This is a genomic window from Methanoplanus endosymbiosus (assembly GCF_024662215.1).
GTDB lineage: Archaea > Halobacteriota > Methanomicrobia > Methanomicrobiales > Methanomicrobiaceae > Methanoplanus > Methanoplanus endosymbiosus.
In genome coordinates, this window is sequence record NZ_CP096115.1 from 1291303 (window position 1) to 1309121 (window position 17819).

General features: G+C 45.3%; 17 protein-coding genes. 3 read left to right on the top strand and 14 right to left on the bottom strand.

Annotated elements, in window-relative coordinates:
* Positions 1-119: 119 nt before the first annotated feature.
* The 13 genes from L6E24_RS05495 to L6E24_RS05555 form a co-directional block, all read right to left on the bottom strand.
* Positions 120-863, bottom strand: a complete 744-nt coding sequence (locus tag L6E24_RS05495) for an MIP/aquaporin family protein (RefSeq protein ID WP_257743703.1) — start codon at positions 861-863, stop codon at positions 120-122.
* 8 nt (positions 864-871) lie between these two features.
* Positions 872-1081 carry a DUF2180 family protein gene (locus L6E24_RS05500; protein ID WP_257743704.1) on the bottom strand — a complete coding sequence of 70 codons (210 nt, stop codon included), beginning with the start codon at positions 1079-1081 and terminating at the stop codon, positions 872-874.
* A 19-nt stretch (positions 1082-1100) separates the two neighbouring features.
* Positions 1101-2597 carry a DUF2193 domain-containing protein gene (locus L6E24_RS05505; protein WP_257743705.1) on the bottom strand — a complete coding sequence of 499 codons (1497 nt, stop codon included), beginning with the start codon at positions 2595-2597 and terminating at the stop codon, positions 1101-1103.
* 274 nt (positions 2598-2871) lie between these two features.
* Positions 2872-3897 carry a DUF1848 domain-containing protein gene (locus L6E24_RS05510; RefSeq protein WP_257743706.1) on the bottom strand — a complete coding sequence of 342 codons (1026 nt, stop codon included), beginning with the start codon at positions 3895-3897 and terminating at the stop codon, positions 2872-2874.
* Positions 3898-3944: 47 nt separating this feature from the next.
* Positions 3945-5528 (bottom strand): O-phosphoserine--tRNA ligase, encoded by a 1584-nt coding sequence (sepS, locus tag L6E24_RS05515; RefSeq protein ID WP_257743707.1) that lies wholly within the window; start codon positions 5526-5528, stop codon positions 3945-3947.
* A 1-nt stretch (position 5529) separates the two neighbouring features.
* Positions 5530-6429 carry a 4-demethylwyosine synthase TYW1 gene (gene twy1 / locus L6E24_RS05520; protein ID WP_257743708.1) on the bottom strand — a complete coding sequence of 300 codons (900 nt, stop codon included), beginning with the start codon at positions 6427-6429 and terminating at the stop codon, positions 5530-5532.
* Positions 6410-8074: an arginine--tRNA ligase gene (argS, locus tag L6E24_RS05525; protein ID WP_257743709.1), complete on the bottom strand. Its 1665-nt coding sequence runs from the start codon at positions 8072-8074 to the stop codon at positions 6410-6412. The genes twy1 and argS overlap by 20 nt, the downstream gene beginning before the upstream one ends.
* Positions 8075-8248: 174 nt before the next feature.
* A complete protein-coding gene (gene prf1, locus L6E24_RS05530; protein ID WP_257743710.1) occupies positions 8249-9523 on the bottom strand; it encodes a peptide chain release factor aRF-1 in 1275 nt (424 codons plus the stop codon).
* 216 nt (positions 9524-9739) lie between these two features.
* Positions 9740-10648 (bottom strand): alpha/beta hydrolase, encoded by a 909-nt coding sequence (locus L6E24_RS05535; protein ID WP_257743711.1) that lies wholly within the window; start codon positions 10646-10648, stop codon positions 9740-9742.
* A gap of 61 nt (positions 10649-10709) precedes the next feature.
* A complete protein-coding gene (locus L6E24_RS05540) occupies positions 10710-11231 on the bottom strand; it encodes an NUDIX hydrolase (protein WP_257743712.1) in 522 nt (173 codons plus the stop codon).
* A gap of 38 nt (positions 11232-11269) precedes the next feature.
* Entirely contained in the window at positions 11270-12010 is a 741-nt protein-coding gene (queC, locus tag L6E24_RS05545) for a 7-cyano-7-deazaguanine synthase QueC (protein WP_257743713.1), read from the bottom strand.
* Positions 12010-12624: a 7-carboxy-7-deazaguanine synthase QueE gene (locus L6E24_RS05550; RefSeq protein ID WP_257743714.1), complete on the bottom strand. Its 615-nt coding sequence runs from the start codon at positions 12622-12624 to the stop codon at positions 12010-12012. The genes queC and L6E24_RS05550 overlap by 1 nt, the downstream gene beginning before the upstream one ends.
* A 26-nt stretch (positions 12625-12650) precedes the next feature.
* Positions 12651-13061: a 6-carboxytetrahydropterin synthase gene (locus tag L6E24_RS05555; RefSeq protein ID WP_257743715.1), complete on the bottom strand. Its 411-nt coding sequence runs from the start codon at positions 13059-13061 to the stop codon at positions 12651-12653.
* A gap of 703 nt (positions 13062-13764) precedes the next feature.
* Between L6E24_RS05555 and L6E24_RS05560 the strand changes: the two genes are divergently transcribed.
* Genes L6E24_RS05560 through L6E24_RS05570 form a run of 3 tightly spaced genes read left to right on the top strand, consistent with a single transcriptional unit; the run spans position 13765 to position 17067 of the window.
* Positions 13765-14193 carry a 30S ribosomal protein S12 gene (locus L6E24_RS05560; protein WP_004076668.1) on the top strand — a complete coding sequence of 143 codons (429 nt, stop codon included), beginning with the start codon at positions 13765-13767 and terminating at the stop codon, positions 14191-14193.
* A 5-nt stretch (positions 14194-14198) separates the two neighbouring features.
* Complete coding sequence (locus L6E24_RS05565; protein ID WP_257743716.1) at positions 14199-14834, top strand: 30S ribosomal protein S7; 636 nt, start codon at positions 14199-14201, stop codon at positions 14832-14834.
* Positions 14835-14871: 37 nt separating this feature from the next.
* The gene (locus L6E24_RS05570) at positions 14872-17067 is read left to right on the top strand and encodes an elongation factor EF-2 (RefSeq protein ID WP_257743717.1); all 2196 of its coding nucleotides are present in this window, start codon (positions 14872-14874) and stop codon (positions 17065-17067) included.
* A 142-nt stretch (positions 17068-17209) separates the two neighbouring features.
* Here the strand turns inward: L6E24_RS05570 and L6E24_RS05575 are convergent, their stop codons facing one another.
* Positions 17210-17809: a flagellin gene (locus L6E24_RS05575; RefSeq protein WP_257743718.1), complete on the bottom strand. Its 600-nt coding sequence runs from the start codon at positions 17807-17809 to the stop codon at positions 17210-17212.
* Positions 17810-17819 lie beyond the last annotated feature (10 nt).

A 17819-nucleotide genomic window follows, 5' to 3' on the forward strand; every position in this document is an offset into this window, starting at 1 on the left:
TATTCAAAAAAACGTTGAAATGCAAAAAAAGAAAATATTGAGAAATTCAATACGCAAAGCAGATCAAATGTCAGATTTGTGCATATCACAATGCAATAACATTAGATCAATCTTCACCATCAATCCTCCTTATTAATCCACTCATAGAGGAATACAGCGACAACCGCCCCTAAGATCGGCCCAATCAGATATATAATAAAACTCCCCGTAACATTCGGTCCGCCAAGCAGTAGATCGCCCACCATCGGGCCGAAAGAACGTGCCGGATTGAGTGAAGCTCCGGATATATTCCCAATTGTTGTGATTATTCCGGCAACAGTAAGACCGATAATAAGACCTGCAAAGCCGCTGGGTGCTTTCTCATCAACAGCCACGCCCATAATCACCGACATCAGGACAAAAGTTCCGATAAATTCCGCAAGTATTGCCTCACCCATTGATATACCTGGGAAAGGTGCAGTTGCTCCGAGACCACCAATAAGTACAGCCTGATCTCCGACAGAGAATGCAAAGAGCAGACTTCCAAAAACTGCACCAATCAGCTGCGCAACTATATATGCACCGGTATCACCGGCAGGAAACTTTCCTTTCGCCCACAGTGCAATGGTCACAGCCGGATTTATGTGTGCTCCGGACACTCTTCCGAATGCGTAGATCACCGCAGCAATCACAATACCAAATGCAAGTCCTATAGCAAGCCATGTCGAAAGGCCACCGGCATCACCAATACCTATGGAATATTCAGAAGCATGTACACTGCCCTGCGTGAGCAACAGTGCAATAACAGCAGAACCGGCACCGAAATAGACAAGAAGTGCAGTTCCAATCAGTTCTGCAACTGATCTTTTAACAAGGGAAACCATTATTTACCTCAGCCCTTCTTCAGTGCATTGTAGCAGTCAGGACACAATATTCTGGGCAGGGACTTTGAAATACGGGATGCAGGGAAGGGATAACCTCCCTCCCACACATCATTATCCTCACGTATTGCATGCTCCATGCAAAGACCCATTCCACAGACTATGCAGACCGCTACAGCGTCAGAGTCAACACCCTCTTTAGCGCATATGTAGCATTTCATTTATCTCACCACAATTATATCAGACTGCGTCACGGTACTGGCAGTACTGGTGGCGGAAGTCAACACAGGATGCAGAAGCACAGTTCTTACATGCACGAACAGGCGCAGCTGCTGTTCCCTTGTCAAGAGCAATGACATTGGTCATCATAGTTGCTGTTATCGGCTCTGATGTAAGCAGGCACGGGTAGTCAGCAAGGCTCATCATGGCAGCAAACCTGACAGTAATCGCACATGCCGGATAGACGTACCTCTGCGGATTCTGAATTACATCATGCTTCTCAACCGGAGATAGATCAATACTCAGGCCACTGACATTGGGTTTAAGTCCTGCCGGAGTTCCTGCCTTAATCTTCCTTGCCCTGTCCATAATACCCCATCCGCGGTACACCATATCCATAAAGTCACAGTTGTGAAGCTCAGCAGCAGCGCCCCTTGTCGGATATAGCTGAACAAAGTTGTGGAACCTCTTTGTCAGTAGTTCAACAACGGAAAGGCCGTTAAACCCGTCAAGTTCAAGAATATACTCAGCAGCAGCGGCACTTGATCCGGTTGCGACACTCAGCACCTGATACGGGCTTTTAAACTTACTGATATTCTGCCTGAGAGAGCTGTCAATGACATCTGTTACAGCTTCAATAATTCCCATCACCATATCATCCTTACACATATTGTATGTGGACTGGGCGATGTGGTGGGCAATGTCACCGACACAGTATGCGGGAATAGTGACAATATTTGCATAATGAACCTCGTCATCAAGTGCGGCCATAACGGCAGGTTTGATATCTTTTTTATATCCTTCCATGTACTTCCGGGGATCAAATGAATTCATTCCAAGTGAGTCCATAAGATCGGCCTGTGCACTTACAGGCTGTTCGTAGATGTATTTTAACTCGGCAATCTCCTTCTCAACCGCAGATGCAAGAGTAGATCCTCCTTCTATTTCATGGGCAAATACATCGCCTGCACCATAGGATGTATTCATACCCCATGACTTTGCGGCAAGGATAGCTTTTTTGTGATCTCCCGGAATATCAGTCTTTCTCAGGATCTGGTTTACAATATTGCTTGTGCTGCCCGGAATCATGGCAAAGTCAACGACACAGGTAGGCCCATAAAATCCGGCGTATCTTCGTGCAGATTCAAGACCCACAATGGCCTCCTCTTTACCAATCTGTTCAATGAACTTGTCCACACTCTTCTTAAAAGCATCATCTTCCGCGTACAGCAGTTCAAGCACTGCCGGAGTCTGATAATGCTCAACAAAAGGATCATCCTCAGGCCGGACATAATCGGTAAGCGCCTTTAAATTATCAAAATGAGCATTCACTGAGATTTTATGCAGTCCGAAAACTGCCTCAGACTGCCCTTCGGCAACAGTCATCTTATTGACGGCATCAACATATGGCTTACCATCAGCAACTTTGAATTCTTTCCCCCTCTTCTCCCTGAGGATGGAAACATCAGCATACTGTGCCCCCATTGCCTCGTTTATCATTTTTTCATATATGGTCATTTCATTATACCTCCATTCGGGTCAATCTTCAGATCATCTGAGACATATATAATACTATTCTAACCAGAGATGTTTATATAATGAAATTCTAAGATGAAAATAAAAATAAAAACACCAGATAATCATTCAGTCACAAACATAATATTGCAGGAAGAAACATTTAAGTGCATAGAAATCACAGTTACAAAGTTCAGAGAACACATAACAATAAATTAATGTTTCATCAATGTGAACCTGCACCCGGTTCCAATACAGACATTTTCAGGCCACAAAATTACCGCCATAAGGAATCTGAAAAGGGATCTCTCCGGCAGGCATTATAATTCATCTTAACCTTCTCAGGAAAACGGTTGGCATAGCAGTATGCACAGAGATGAGGACAGGTGTTGTAAGAACCGACATCGGCACTTTCAATGCAGCCACATGCAGGACGCTGCCCTTTATCCTTTTTTGCGTGACGGGAAAGATATCTTTTCATATCAGGATCACCGGAGCAGAGGCGTGCAATCAACTCAGGATCTACACAGCGATTCTTTTCTATACCAAATTTTCTCAGGTCATAATTCTCACCGCATGTAACGGCATTTATACCCCATCTCCCACAAATCCTGCCCGCTTCCGCTGAGAATTCCAAAACCTCATCATCTGTAAATTCCCTGACTGAGCCTGCCGCCTTTATTCCGGACTTTTCCAGATTTCTCTCAACTGTTTTGTAGAGATCGATGAAGCTGAATACAAGCTTTTCGGTATAGAGATGTACCTCCTCACCGATATCTTCAATCCGCCCGATAAGTGTCTCAACAGCGATGTTATCGGAGAGAATAAGCGGATCAAAACGCCAGATCACTCTTTCCGGGCCGCAAATATCAGATAATATCTTAAAAGTCTCAATTCTCTCAGAAAGTGGCGGAACATTTCTCTCAAAACCCTCCCGGTCATAGTTATTTAAGGTGAACTGAAAGTAATAGCAAAGGCCCATTCTGTCAATCCCCGGCAGATATGAAATCAGAGGACGGGGATTTTTTGACCAGAATACAATCGCCCTTACATCATCGTAGATTATCCTGCGTGCCCTTCTGTTGTAAGGGTTTATCCTGACAGAATATCCGGCCTTCAGACGGTTCATAAACCATTCCGGATAGAATGCAGGAATATCGGTAGTCCTGCTCACAGAGATAATTTTCGGAGAAAAAGGGGAGTATTCAGACGGAAATATTGGTGGAGTACTGTCAGTTAACTTCTGTTCAGCAGACTCCCCCGACCCTGAACCGGAAAGAACCGCATCATTACCGGAATTCAAATCTCCAGCCACCCCCATAAAAAATAAAAATGTATAATTTCCGGAAATTACTCAAATTCCCATCTGACGGCTGTGAATACAGGCCCTCTGAGATCCAACTTCAGACCCCTGTCTGTGATATATCTCATAGCCCAGGGTTCTATTTTAATATTGAGATCTGACGGGAGTTTGGCCATCTTCACCTGAAGATCACCGGGCTCTCCGGTGAGGGAGGACTCCTCAATTCTTGCAGCTGCAAGGTTTGAAATTGCAGAAATATATGATATATGCGAGTTAACACCCTTGTCCCTCACCTTTCTGAAACTCTTGGTATCAGGAACACCGAGAACCTTCCCACCGGATATGAAGATCTCATTTCCTGCCGCAGGGCCAAGCAGTTTTGAGTTCTCCTCACGCTCTTCAACAAAGACCTTCAGTCTCATGCCGCAGAAATTATCAGACTCGTATGCTAAAAATTCACAGGGGCTTTCTGCATCACCATTTGAGACAGCAGCCTTTTCAATAGCATATGCAATCTCAATACCTTCCTGAGTTGACGGCTCTTCCCTAAGCCCGATTGCACCTGCAAGTTCAAAGTCGGAATATTCACGCGGATACATCTGCGGATAGGTTAAGACCCTGACATCATCAGACTGATATTCGATCATAGCAAGGCGCTCAACACCCATTCCAAGATTCATAACCGGAACTTCAATCCCATAAGCTGAAAGGGCATATGGGCTGTACATACCAAATGTCGCAACCTCAACCCATCCGTGAACAGGATGCTTTGCATAGACCTCAGTCTGCGTATCAGGCACATAATACTTTGATCTCTTCTCATCAGGCCTGAACTCAAAGTCAGTAAAGCCAAACGCAGATAAAAGTCCGGCAGTGACAGCCTTGCCATCCTCAATGGTAACATCCTCACCTGCAATAATACATGAAGCAGAATGATATGTCATAAGCCTTGTCGGCCCTTCCTCCTGCTCTCTTCTGAAACACCTGTCAATCGAGAACTGTTTTACCGGAAGAGGAGACTTATCCCACATCTCCCCAAGTGACATAAACCATCCGGAAGTCATATGTGAACGGAGTGTTGTCCTTGACGATTCAGGAGAGAGATCCTTAAATTCCGGAAATACCTCATCCATCATAGCTGCAACAACGCCGTCATCAGCTCCAAGCACAGCGGCAATCTCATGTGTCAGATCATCACCGTCAATCTCAGACTTCTTGTAGGCATGAAGTGTTTTTCTGAGTTTCTCCTCAGTCTCTTCGTTTACAGTTACTCCGGTAAGCTCAGAAATCCGTTCGATCTGTTTTCTTCCGATTCCCACATTGGGCCGGGGAAGACCGCCGAGATAAAAAACCCGGTCTAAAACAGCATTGGCCTCCGGGCCGAACTGCTTAAAGACATCCTTTTCATCTATAAACAGCGGGACTCTTGCCTCATCAAAGCCCATTGAGAGATAAACCTCCCTTAAACGCTGGATGGTCTCTGCAACGGGGTGTGCTTTTGCCCCTGCAAACTTTCCCCTTGGATAGCTCTTTGATACAGGAGCTTTTGGAATAAACTCCGGTCCCTTATGCCATGCGGCATCGAAATCCTCCTTTGCCAGTGCCCTGAATTCTTCAGAATCAAATCTCATATTACTCCCTCGTCATACATACAACCCTGGATACAGGGCTTTCATCATTAATTTTGTAATCACAGTGCTTCGCAATCTCCTCTGCAAAAGCCCTCACCTGTGAATGTTCAGGCATTGCAGTCCTCGGCAGCCTCTTCATTGAAAAGCCAAGGTGCATATACCCTTTAACCTCTATAAAGTCCGCACCGGAATCCTGGTACATCTTCGCATACCCCTCAGGAGTATGGTCATTGATACCCAGAACAACCGTGGTTCTCACAGCAGACCTTCTACCGCCAAGAAGTGAGAGGCTCTCATTAATATTATCCCAGTAATCCTCATCCGGACGGCAGATCTTAAGATAGGTCTCCCTCTCAGGCGCATCCAGTGAGATGTAGGTCTGGTACGGACTGCACTTCTCAATCATCCACGGCTTTGTTCCGTTTGAAACCAGAAATGTGGTATTGTCACCAGCATTTAGGATATCAATCAGCTCCGGAAGCTGAGAGTAGCAGGTAGGTTCGCCTGAGAGCGAGATTGCAATCATATTGGGGTTGAGTGCCTCCTCCCACATCTTCTCAGTTGCAGTGCTGGATTCAAGAACAGGATTGTATCCGCCAAGAGACTTCTTCTGAAGTTTCTTTATACCACTCACTATAACTTCCGGCGGGCACTCCTCCTCCTCGACAATCTCATATTCCATAGACCTCCAGCAGAAGAGGCATCTCTGGTTGCACTTCAGAGTCGGAGTCATCTGAACACAGCGGTGGCTGTCTATGCCGTAAAACTGATGTTTATAACACATATCACCGCCTGAGAGTGCCCTCTTATTCCACATGCACGGCTTAAGTGCAGCAGAGGACTTCTTCGAGAAGAACTGATATCCCTGTTTTATCAGGGATCTACATGCTTCGGACTGCATCGATACCAAGAGTCTCCAGAGCCTCTTTAAGTGTGTTCTGTGCTGCTTTCACAAGTGTGAGTCTTGAGTTCCGGAGATCTCCTTCGGCCTTCAGAACAGGGTTAAACCTGTAGAATGTATTGAACTGGTCAGCAAGCTCACGTGCATATATGGCAAGGACATGGGGTCTTAATTCCCTTGAAATCTCATCAATAATTTTTGGGAACAGTGCAATATGCTTCGCAAGAGAGATCTCCTGTTCAGACTCTGCTTTTGCGATAATATCAAAATCACCGGCCTTAGACAGAATTGAGCACGCCCTCGCATGAGCATACTGGATATACGGCGCACTCTGCTTCTCAAAGTCAAGCGCCTCAGTCCAGTTAAAGACCGTGCTCTTCTCCTGCGAAACACGGATTATATCATATCTTATTGCTCCGGCAGCGACAGAACGGGCAATCCCCCGCCTCTCATCCTCCGGCAGCTCAGGTCTTCTGACTGTTACTTCCTCAAATGCCTGCTCCCTGACCTTGTCAATGAGTTCATCTGCTGAGATGAATTTCCCCGCCCTTGTACTCATAGAACCTTCCGGAAGTGAAACAAACTCAAAGAAGACAATGTCGGGCACACGATCACCGAGAAGTTTCATCGTTGCCTGAAGCTGGGTTCCGATGAGCTTATGGTCAGCACCGAGGACATCAATTACCCTCTCAAAGTTGTCCCCTTTCCATTCATGAAATGCCAGGTCCCTTGCCGCATATACAGATGTCCCGTCAGAGCGGCGCAGGAAATATTCCTTCTCAAAGCCGAATTCACTCAGGTCAAGTGAGAGGGAGCCGTCAATCTTCGCCTCCGGAAGAGCCTCAAGTCTGTGGAGAACATTGAGCATAAGTCCGTTTTTGACAAAATCCGACTCAAAGATGAAACGGTCATGCTTTGCATTCATCTTAAGGAGGGTCTCCTTCATGCCGTCAAGGCAGAGAATTACGGCCTCCCTAAACTTTTTTACAGTCTCAGGATCTCCCTGCTCAATTAAGGCCATCCTGCGGTTGATCTCATTTTTTATCTCCGGATCTGCCTCAATGGCACGGTTTGCGGCGACATATACCCTTGCCACATAATGATCACCCTTCTCGCCCCCGTCTCTCTCAATACCAAGAGTTTCAAATCCCCAGGAGACGATAGCAATCTGGCGGCCCATATCATTGACGTAATACTCTGCCTCAAGGCTGTAACCTGCTTTTTTCAGGATTCGTGTGAGGGTATCACCGATGACAGTATTCCTGATATGCCCGACATGAAGAGGGCCGTTCGGATTTGCACTGGTATGCTCAATGCAGACACGCCCCGCCTTTGCCGGAAGGCTGCCATAACCTTCCTCAACAGCTTTGGTGATTACATTCGCTGTGTAGCCCGGACCAAATATAAAATTGATATAAGGGCCGGTAGTCTTAACCTCAATACCTGCATCAGAGAGAACATCTGAAATTTCGGAAGTGATATCTCCTGCAATCTTTGCAGGGTTTTCCCTTCTCTTCTTTGCAAGTGCAAATGCCACAGTGGAGGCAAGATCTGCATGATCCCCGCCATGTGTAAGCAGTACATCCTCTTCGCCTGTTGCCTCTTTAAGAACAGACTCTATCCTTTCGTAAGTCTCGAAAAACATATCTTTAATTCCCCGGATAAATTTATTTTTAAGGTATATTCAATTGAAATCAGCCACGTTTCCAGTCAGTTCTGTATATTCATTCTGTATAAATCCATCTTCCGAAAACATCTGCATCCCGGAAATAATCTGCACAATTAATATCCGGCCTGTAAAAAGAATAAAATTCCGGAATCAGTATCCGGTTCTGTACCTGAGTATAGCTGCGATACCGCCAAAAGCATTGTAAAGCATTGCACCTTCCTCAAAGTCATCAGAAATAATCATAACATTCGTTGAACTTGAATCCGCAGACTCTGTAAGCTCATCGATGATATCAGTTTCATCTGCCATATACAGAGGTGCAGAACATTCCGGACAGTTGCCAAATTCAATATCTGACATCTTTTTACCGGGTTCAACCTGGACAGTCTCTTCTTTTTCATAGTCACAGCTCTGGCATTTTATTGAAAGTCGTGATTTTCTCAGAACTGAAGAGAGAAGAAGGACATCAACGGCCCCGATCTCAAGGTTCTTTCTGACGCTCTCCTCACCATATGATGAAAGGCCGTCATCCTTGACAAGTTCCTTAAAGAAGCGTTCCATTACAACCTTCTCCTTCATCACCTCAACACCGCGGAGTGCCTCACTCGCATTGTCCACAAGTTCTGCAAGGCCGCTCTCGTTTGTATATGAACAGTCAAAGAGGCCGATCACTCTCTTCTGGAGTTCATGATGGATGAATTCGCCGGCATAAAATTCATCCTTCGTGGGTGTCGGCCCGCCGATCAATACACCCTTAAACCTCTCAAAGAAGTCAGGTTCTGCCATAAAAATATCTGTGGCACGGTCTCCGACTTTCTTATAATATTCATTGATGGCAATGAGACGCAGACGCTGAAAACGCATTGCAGACTGACCACCTTTTCTCTGTTTTCCCGGAACTGTAGAGGTCACACCTGAAACAGGTTCAATCCTGTTGCCCCTCAGAAAACCAATGTATGACTCCCTTCTGTCAATTACAATAAGCCCGTAAACCTCCTTTTCCACAAGCATCTGCTGAAGAGGTTCAAGCTCAAATTTGGAGGAACACCTGTACATATAGAGGTTCAGAGGTTCAGGGGGTTCGATGATGACACAGTCAAGATCAGTCCTGTCACCACCAAGCTTTACAGTACCGCAGAAAACTGCCAGACCGCTCTCCGGCGGCCTGTTATACTGCTTGAGCCTTGACAGGATTGAAGAGATGGCACTCTGTACATTAGTCTTAGTCTGTTTGCTTTTAATGTTGGAGCACTGCCCGTACTCGTCCTTCAACTGGTTTGTGACATCATAGATCTGCTTGTCGGGAGGTATGTATATAGTAATAAGCTCAGTTCCGCTTCCCTCTTTCTCATTGAGCTTCTCAAGAGTCTTTTTAAATTCGTAGCGCTTCCTTGCGCTGTCAATCTCAGTTACCTTTTCTGCCATCTGCTATAATTCACCTGCCGAAAAACCTTATTATTATTCAACTTTTATGACATTAAGCTTTAGTAATAAGGAATAATTAACAATTCATAATTCCGGTTGCCACAATATGGATTAAAATAATTAAAAACAGAGGCAAAAATCCGGAAAAATACGAAGATTTAATTCCGGTTAAGAAAGTCCCAGCCGGAAAATATACCGGTTTTTGCCGGATAAAAATCAGATTCCAGAAATGGGTTCAGCATCTGACAATGATTCCGGCTCTGATTCTGAAAGGATATTTACAATATTGTCATCAACTTCACCGTTTAAGCCGTGATTTCCGTTAAATGCAATAAATTCCTTGGGTTCCCCTGCAAGAGTATAGAAATCCTGCCCATATTCAAATTCAATGATATTGTCATCCGGAGAGTGGAATATATATACCGGAGACGGACTGATCATTCCGATGTAGTTATCCGGATTTATGCTTCTGATAAATCTGAGTGTCGCTGCACTGTAATCACCTTTTGGGAATGAAAATCCTGATGTTGAAACACCGAAATATCCGGAGAAATTGCTATCAATAGCGGCAGCAATGGCAGCATAACGTCCACCGTTTGATGATCCGACAGCATAAACAGGCACACCAAATCTTTCAGAGAGGTAACTTTCACCATAAGTCAGGTCACCGACAATGCGGTAATACTGAGGAATTTCACCATTGAGATAATAACCGAGATCTTTTGATATATCCAGCGGATAACCCTTGCTTTTACCACCATTGCCACGGATATCAACTGCCAGAAAAGCAATGCCGGACTCCGCATAACTCTCTGCCCTGGCTTTATGATCTACAGCAGAGACACCTGCACCGGGGGCAAAGACTACCGCACAGCAGGGATCTTCCGGATATGTGAGAACCGAATAAACAGGCGTGCTTCCTTCCACTGATATAACCACCTCTTCAGAAATAATCCCGTCTTTCTCATAGATTACAGTTGAAGCGGCAGAATATCCGGAGTTATCAACCGACAGTATGCCCTCATCAGAGACAGAATATCCCGATTCAGACGTATTATCCGTACATCCGCATGAAAATAATATCAGGGAAATTAAAACTAAAGATAAAAAAAGAGAATAATTCATATTGATTTTATTTCCGGAATATGTATTGATTTTATTTCCAAAAGGCCGCATAGCCATTATTTTATGCTCCCAGACATTTATAGACGAGACATATGGTCTTTGCATCAACTATCTTCTCATCATCAATCATTTCGCGAAGATCACTGATTCTGACCTTTACAACCGTTATATCCTCATCCGCATCCTTCTCAAACTCATCTGAAGGTAAAAGCCCTCTTGCCTCATAAAGGTAGATAATCTCATTTGTGTAGCCCGGAGATGTAAAGATATATCCCCTGGGAATCATCTCAGATGCTGAAAAACCAGTCTCCTCAATGATTTCCCTCTTTGCGGTCTCTCCCGGAGATTCACCCTCCTCTATCGTGCCGGCCGGGGCTTCATAGATGTAATCATCCACAGCATACCTGTACTGTTTTATGAGATAACAGAATTCATCATCCACAGGAAGCATAGCAACTGCCCCTCCGGGTTTTACAACGATTCTCTCAAGTTTGACCCCGCCGGGAAGATCAATCAGTACTTTCTCGACTTTGAGCCTCTTGCCTTTGTAAATTTCATCAACAAGTTCTTTTTTATCAGCCATTGAAATCAGACTCCACTCATTATTTTAGTTATATAACTTTAGTCACAGAGATTATTTCTGTATTCAATCGGATCACTTCTGCCGGCCTCTTTAAATGCCTTCAGCCTGAAATAGCAGGAATCACAGCTTCCGCATGCAGGATGATCATCCCTGTAGCATGACCATGTGTACTCATATGGCACACCAAGTTCAAATCCCTTCTTTAATATCTCTGTTTTATTAAGGTTGACAAAAGGCGTTATAAGCTTTATATCTGTATCATCCGAAGTGCCGAGATCAATCACCTTCTGAAAGGCATCAATAAATTCCGGGCGGCAGTCCGGATAACCACTGTAATCTGATGCCTGAACACCTATGAATATCGCATCCGCACCTTTGGCCTCAGCATAGCTTGTTGCAATTGAGAGGAGGTTTGCATTCCTGAACGGGACATAGGTATTAGGGATGCTCTCCCCGCCCTGATCATTATCCCGGCTCAAATCCACAGCATCACCGGTAGATTTACCGGAATTATCATGATCATGGACAGTAAGCCCTTTGTCAGTCAGAGAACTGCCGCCAAAAGAGGAGAAGTAGTCCAGAGGGACAACAGCAAACTCTACTGCTCCAAGAAGTTCTGCAATCTTTTCAGCACACTGCCCCTCTTTCTTCTCAGTCCTCTGCCCATATGTCGTATGGAGGGCACAGATATCATACCCCATATCCTTTGCAAGATATGCAAGGGTTGATGAGTCCATACCACCTGAAAGAAGGCATACCGCTTTTTTATTTTGAGCCATTATTTCACACCAATTATCTTATGCAGCTGAATCTGCATTCTGCATGGGAGTTTATTATCCAGAATATAATCTGAAACAGCCCTGTAGTCAGATCCGGATACAGGCGAGAGAAATATTTCCGGAAGGGAAGCACAGGATTGTATAACATTCTCAGCGTATTCCAGATCCTCCTTCCCGGAGACTACGAATTTAACAGAATCCCTGTTTCGCAGTTTTTTAAGGAGGGAGAGATCACTGACCTCACCTGAAGACGGACATTTAACGTCCATGCAGATCGAAGCAAAATCCATCAGCGGGGTCGGATCTATTGTCCCGTTAGTCTCTATATCGATGATATATCCTTCTGAATCAAGGGCACTTAAGAGAGGAAGAAGTTCATCCATCCACAGGAGGGGTTCTCCGCCGGTAATGCAGATGTTGCTAAAACTCCTCTTCTTAATCTCACCGATGACCTCATCGGGAGTCATCTCCTCCCCGGATGTACCGTCCTGTGATTCAGGCGTATCACACCAGGCGCACCTGAGGTTGCACCCGGAAAATCTGACAAAGGTCGTGGGACGGCCCTGATTCTTTCCTTCTCCCTGAAGGCTGCTGAAAATCTCTACTACTTTCATATCTGGTTTTTCCGGTTAAATCCAAATTACTCGGTTATGTTCCAGTCAGCATAGCAGGATGTTGACTCCCACACCCGGCAGCGTGTGACTGTTGCAGTGATGCCTGCATTGTCACATTCTGCCTGAATATCAGCAGCAATTCTTTCAGATAGAAGCTCACTGGTTGGGTCACCGTCTGTTTTAATTACTTCCTGAAACTGACCAAGGCATTCTGCCATAGGGTCATCCTTATTCAGGATGACCTCATGATCATAGCGGTTCACAGCCTCTTTAATCACATTATAATCAATAAGAATCATGCTGTCACCAGCAGTCTCACCCTCTGCCCAGACCTCAATTCTCCACTGATGTCCGTGAAGTCTGTTACACTTCCCTTTATAGTGCATAAGCCTGTGGCTTGCCTCAATATATACTTCCTTGTAGATGCGTATAGTCATAATTATCACAAATTCCCTGAACAGTATTTATACCCCGGAAGTAATGGACTATACTATCAGTACAGGTTTTGCAGGAACAAAAAACTGCCTGGAATCAGATATAATTTCAGCCATGCAAAGAGGCGGACATTACGCGCATAGAGAAATACTGACAAAACAGTCACAATATGTGATATAATTAAGAAACAGCCAGACAGGCAGACCTGACAGCAAAACTAAAAAAACGACAATTTCAACCCAATTGGCCAATCAAAAGATAAAATGAAGAAATTAACAGGCGCAACATTCCGGTGGACAAAAATATATGAAACCGGACAAAACGCGCAGAAATGGAAGATGAGTAATAGATATTAATACTCAGTAAGTCAAGATTTTAGGGAGAAATCTGGTACCGGTGGCAGCGGCGGTGAGGACAGCGGCGCTCGTGTATCTGCCCGTTTCCTGACAATTCAAAAAGATTAGCCTCGATCTTTTTCAGAGTTCTCATGGATCACTCAATAGCCACAATTTATCAATTTCAGGCGCCCAGCGCAAAATTAAGAGGCAAAAAATAGTATTTCCGGATGCGGGCAGCTATGTCACATCAGGAATTACGGCCACAAAGGAAAGACCTGTCTTTCTGATGAGGCACCCCAGGAAAACATCTGCATCCTGAAGAGGAAAAAGGTGTTTTCCAACAAAAAATATACATTGAGGTTATTCAATGGGAAACGGTAAATTCGCAGCAAGAAAGTGTAAAAGCGATGCCAAGAAGAACAGATGGCGCGACCCGAATTACGCGAGACGCCAGCTTGGTCTTGACATCAAGTCCGATCCTCTGGAAGGAGCACCACAGGGACGCGGTATTGTACTCGAAAAGGTAGGAGTAGAGGCAAAACAGCCAAACTCAGCTATCCGTAAGTGTGTCCGTGTTCAGCTTATCAAAAACGGCCGCCAGGTCACTGCATTCGCAGTCGGCGACGGCGCTATCAACTTCATTGATGAGCACGACGAAGTCACCATCGAAGGTATCGGCGGTCGTCTCGGCCGTTCAAAGGGAGATATTCCGGGAGTTCGTTTCCAGGTTACAGAAGTAAACAACGTCTGTCTCCGTGAAATGGTTCTTGGAAGGAAAGAGAAGCCACGCAGGTGATCCCTATGACAGCAGAAGAAATAATCGAAAATACAGAAGCTCCCGTTGTGGAAGAAGCAGAAGAGCCACAAACCAGACCGTGCTACCTCCTCTTCAACAAATGGGACCTCTCAGAAGTCCAGATCAACGATCCGGGTCTTGTCCGCTATGTCAGTGTTGACTCACTTATTGTCCCGCACTCAGGCGGAAGGTACCAGCACCAGCAGTTTGCAAAATCAAATATGCTCATTGTTGAGCGCCTGATTAACAGGCTGATGCAGACTGAGGCAAATACCGGTAAAAAAGAACTTACAACCAGAATTGTAAAGGATGCCTTTGATATCGTCAACAAGAAGACAAAGAGAAACCCTGTTGAGGTTTTAATTGACGCTATTGCAAATGCAGGCCCACGTGAAGAGACCGTACGTCTGAAGTATGGTGGTATCAACGTACCAAAGTCAGTCGATACAGCACCACAGCGCCGTATTGATACTGCACTTATCTTCCTTGCACGTGCTGTCCTTCAGGCAAGCCACAAAAAGAAGAAACCTGTCGCTGCATGTCTTGCAGATGAGCTTATCGCCGCTGCCGCAGGTGAATCACGCAGTTTTGCTGTTTCAAAGAAAGAAGAACGCGAACGTGTTGCAAAATCTGCACGTTAATATAATAAATTAATTACTTTTTTTTGGTGAATCTTACATGACCAGACGAAAAAAGATGGTAGAAAGAGTTACAGGACTGATGTCAAATCCGGAGAACATCAGAAACATCGGTATTGTAGCTCACATTGATCACGGAAAGACAACACTCTCAGACAACCTCCTTGCAGGTGCAGGCATGATCAGTGATGAGATTGCCGGAAAAGCATGCTGGATGGACTCTGATGAGGAAGAGCAGGCACGTGGAATTACAATTGATTCCTCAAACGTCTCAATGGTTCACACGTACAAGGGAAAAGAGTACCTCATCAACATGATTGATACACCAGGTCACGTTGACTTCGGTGGGGATGTCACACGCGCAATGCGTGCTGTTGACGGTGCAGTCGTTCTTGTGGATGCTGTTGAGGGAACAATGCCTCAGACTGAGACTGTTCTTCGCCAGGCACTCAAAGAGGGTGTAATGCCCGTTCTCTTCATAAACAAAGTTGACCGTCTTATCAATGAACTTAAAGTTGATGAGATGGAGATGCAGATCCGCCTTGGAAAGGTAATCGACAAGGTCAACAAGCTCATCAAAGGAATGAACGAAGAGGCCTACAAGAACGGATGGAAACTTGACGCAGCAGACGGCAGAGTTGCATTCGGATCAGCTCTCTATAACTGGGCAATATCAGTACCGTATATGAAAGAGAGTGGCATCTCATTCAAGGATGTCTATGATCTCTGTAAAGCAGAGAACATGAAGGAGCTTGGAAAAAGAAGTCCGCTCTGCGACGTTGTTCTTGACATGGTTGTCCGCCACCTTCCAAATCCGGATCAGGCCCAGAAACGCCGTGTACCTATCATCTGGCAGCACGGAGATCCAAGCACAGCTGAAGGCAAATCAATGCTCTCCTGCGATCCAAACGGGGCTGCATGCCTGATGGTCACTGACATCTCATTTGACCAGCACGCAGGAGAAGTTGCAACAGGCCGTCTCTTCTCAGGCACACTCAGACGCGGCAGTGAACTGTACGTCATGGGATCTGCAATGAAAGTCAACCGCCTCACACAGGTAGGTATCTTCATGGGTGCTGAGAGAATTGAAGTTGAGTCACTTCCGGCAGGAAACATCGCAGCTGTAACAGGCCTTAAAGATGCAATTGTCGGATCAACAGTCAGCTCCCTTATGGATATGACTCCGTTTGAGTCGCTCAAGCACTACTCAGAACCTGTCATGACAGTTGCTGTCGAGGCAAAGAACATGAAGGATCTTCCAAAGCTCGTTACTGTCTTAAGACAGGTTGCAAAGGAAGACCCGACAGTCCGTGTCACAATCGATGAAGAGACAGGAGAGCACCTCATCTCAGGTATGGGAGAGCTTCACCTTGAGATCATCACCGGACGTATTGCACGTGACAAAGGTGTTGAGATCGTAACCTCCCCGCCAATTGTTGTGTACCGTGAAACAGTCACAGGAAGAGCAGGCCCGGTTGAAGGTAAGTCACCTAACCGCCACAACAGATTCTACATCATAGTTGAACCTATGGCTGAAAACATTGTCAAGCTCATCAAAGACGGTGAACTCTCAATGGATATGCCACAGATGGAACGCCGTGAACTCCTTCGCGAATCAGGATTTGACAAGGACGAAGCAAAGAGTCTCAAAGCAATTGAGGGAACAAATATATTCCTCGATATGACAAAGGGTATCCAGTACCTGAATGAAACAATGGAACTTGTTCTTGACGGATGGCGCGAGGCACTTGAGGGCGGACCTCTTGCAGATGAACTTGTGCAGAATGTCAAGATCAGCCTGGTTGATGTAAAACTTCACGAGGATGCAATCCACCGTGGCCCTGCACAGGTTATTCCGGCAGTCCGTTCAGCTGTAAAAGCAGGTCTTCTTATGGCCGGCGATTCACTTCTTGAACCTATGCAGAATATCCAGATCACAGTGCCGCAGGATCACATGGGCAGTGCAACAGGACTTCTCCAGGGACGCCGTGGACAGGTCTATGATATGCAGTCCGAAGGTGACACCATGATAGTCTCCGGTAAAGCGCCGGTTGCAGAACTCTTTGGTTTTGCAGGCGATATCCGTTCAGCAACTGAAGGCCGTGCAATGTGGTCCACAGAATTTGCAGGATTTGAGACCATTCCGCAGGGAATGCTCAAAGAGATTGTAAAAGCTATCAGGCAGCGCAAAGGCCTTAAGGAACAGATCCCTGAGCCTGCTGACTACCTGGCATAATATTTTTTTAATTTAAATAATTTTTTTACCCGGAAAATTACCCCGCATGGTACGGTTTTAATCCGGAATTATTCCGGATTCCAGACTTTTCAGACTTATCAGCCGGAAGATCCAAACTAATTGACAATTCCGCACTAAAATTCTAAAGTACCACATAACACTTTGATTCAAGCCCTGCCGGAATTTCCTTCCTCAGAGTCATAACAGCACAGTCAGACGGCTGAATTTCGACAGTAAAGTCCTCATATGGCAGCAGTAAATTGAGCAGTTTCAAATCCAGAACAAATATCTCGCCGGATTCAAGGAAGTTATTTTCGTCACCATTGCTGACAGATTTTATGCTCCAGTGATTTATTGCCGGACTTTCAGTCATTAAAGGATCGGATGGAATTAATTCATCATAGTGATCCCTGCTTATACAGACAACATTGACCTTTGTGAAGTCAACAGGATCGCCTGTTGGATTTATTGAAACCGGGATTAATATCAGATCCACCCTTACCGGGGAAAAATGCCGGTTTACACCCGCATACATATCACCATTCAGATTCAGGAAAGTTGATGACATGCCCACACCATCATGAACTGATTTTACATCCTGTGCAGCAGCATTAAATCCGGCATCCAGAACCACATACGAGAATACAGCAGCCACAATAACAAATGCAATAAGGACTATTGCAGCTTCAAGTCCCGTAAATGCCTCTTCATCTGCGATTGCAGTAAAAATCCCCCCAGACATTCTATCCACA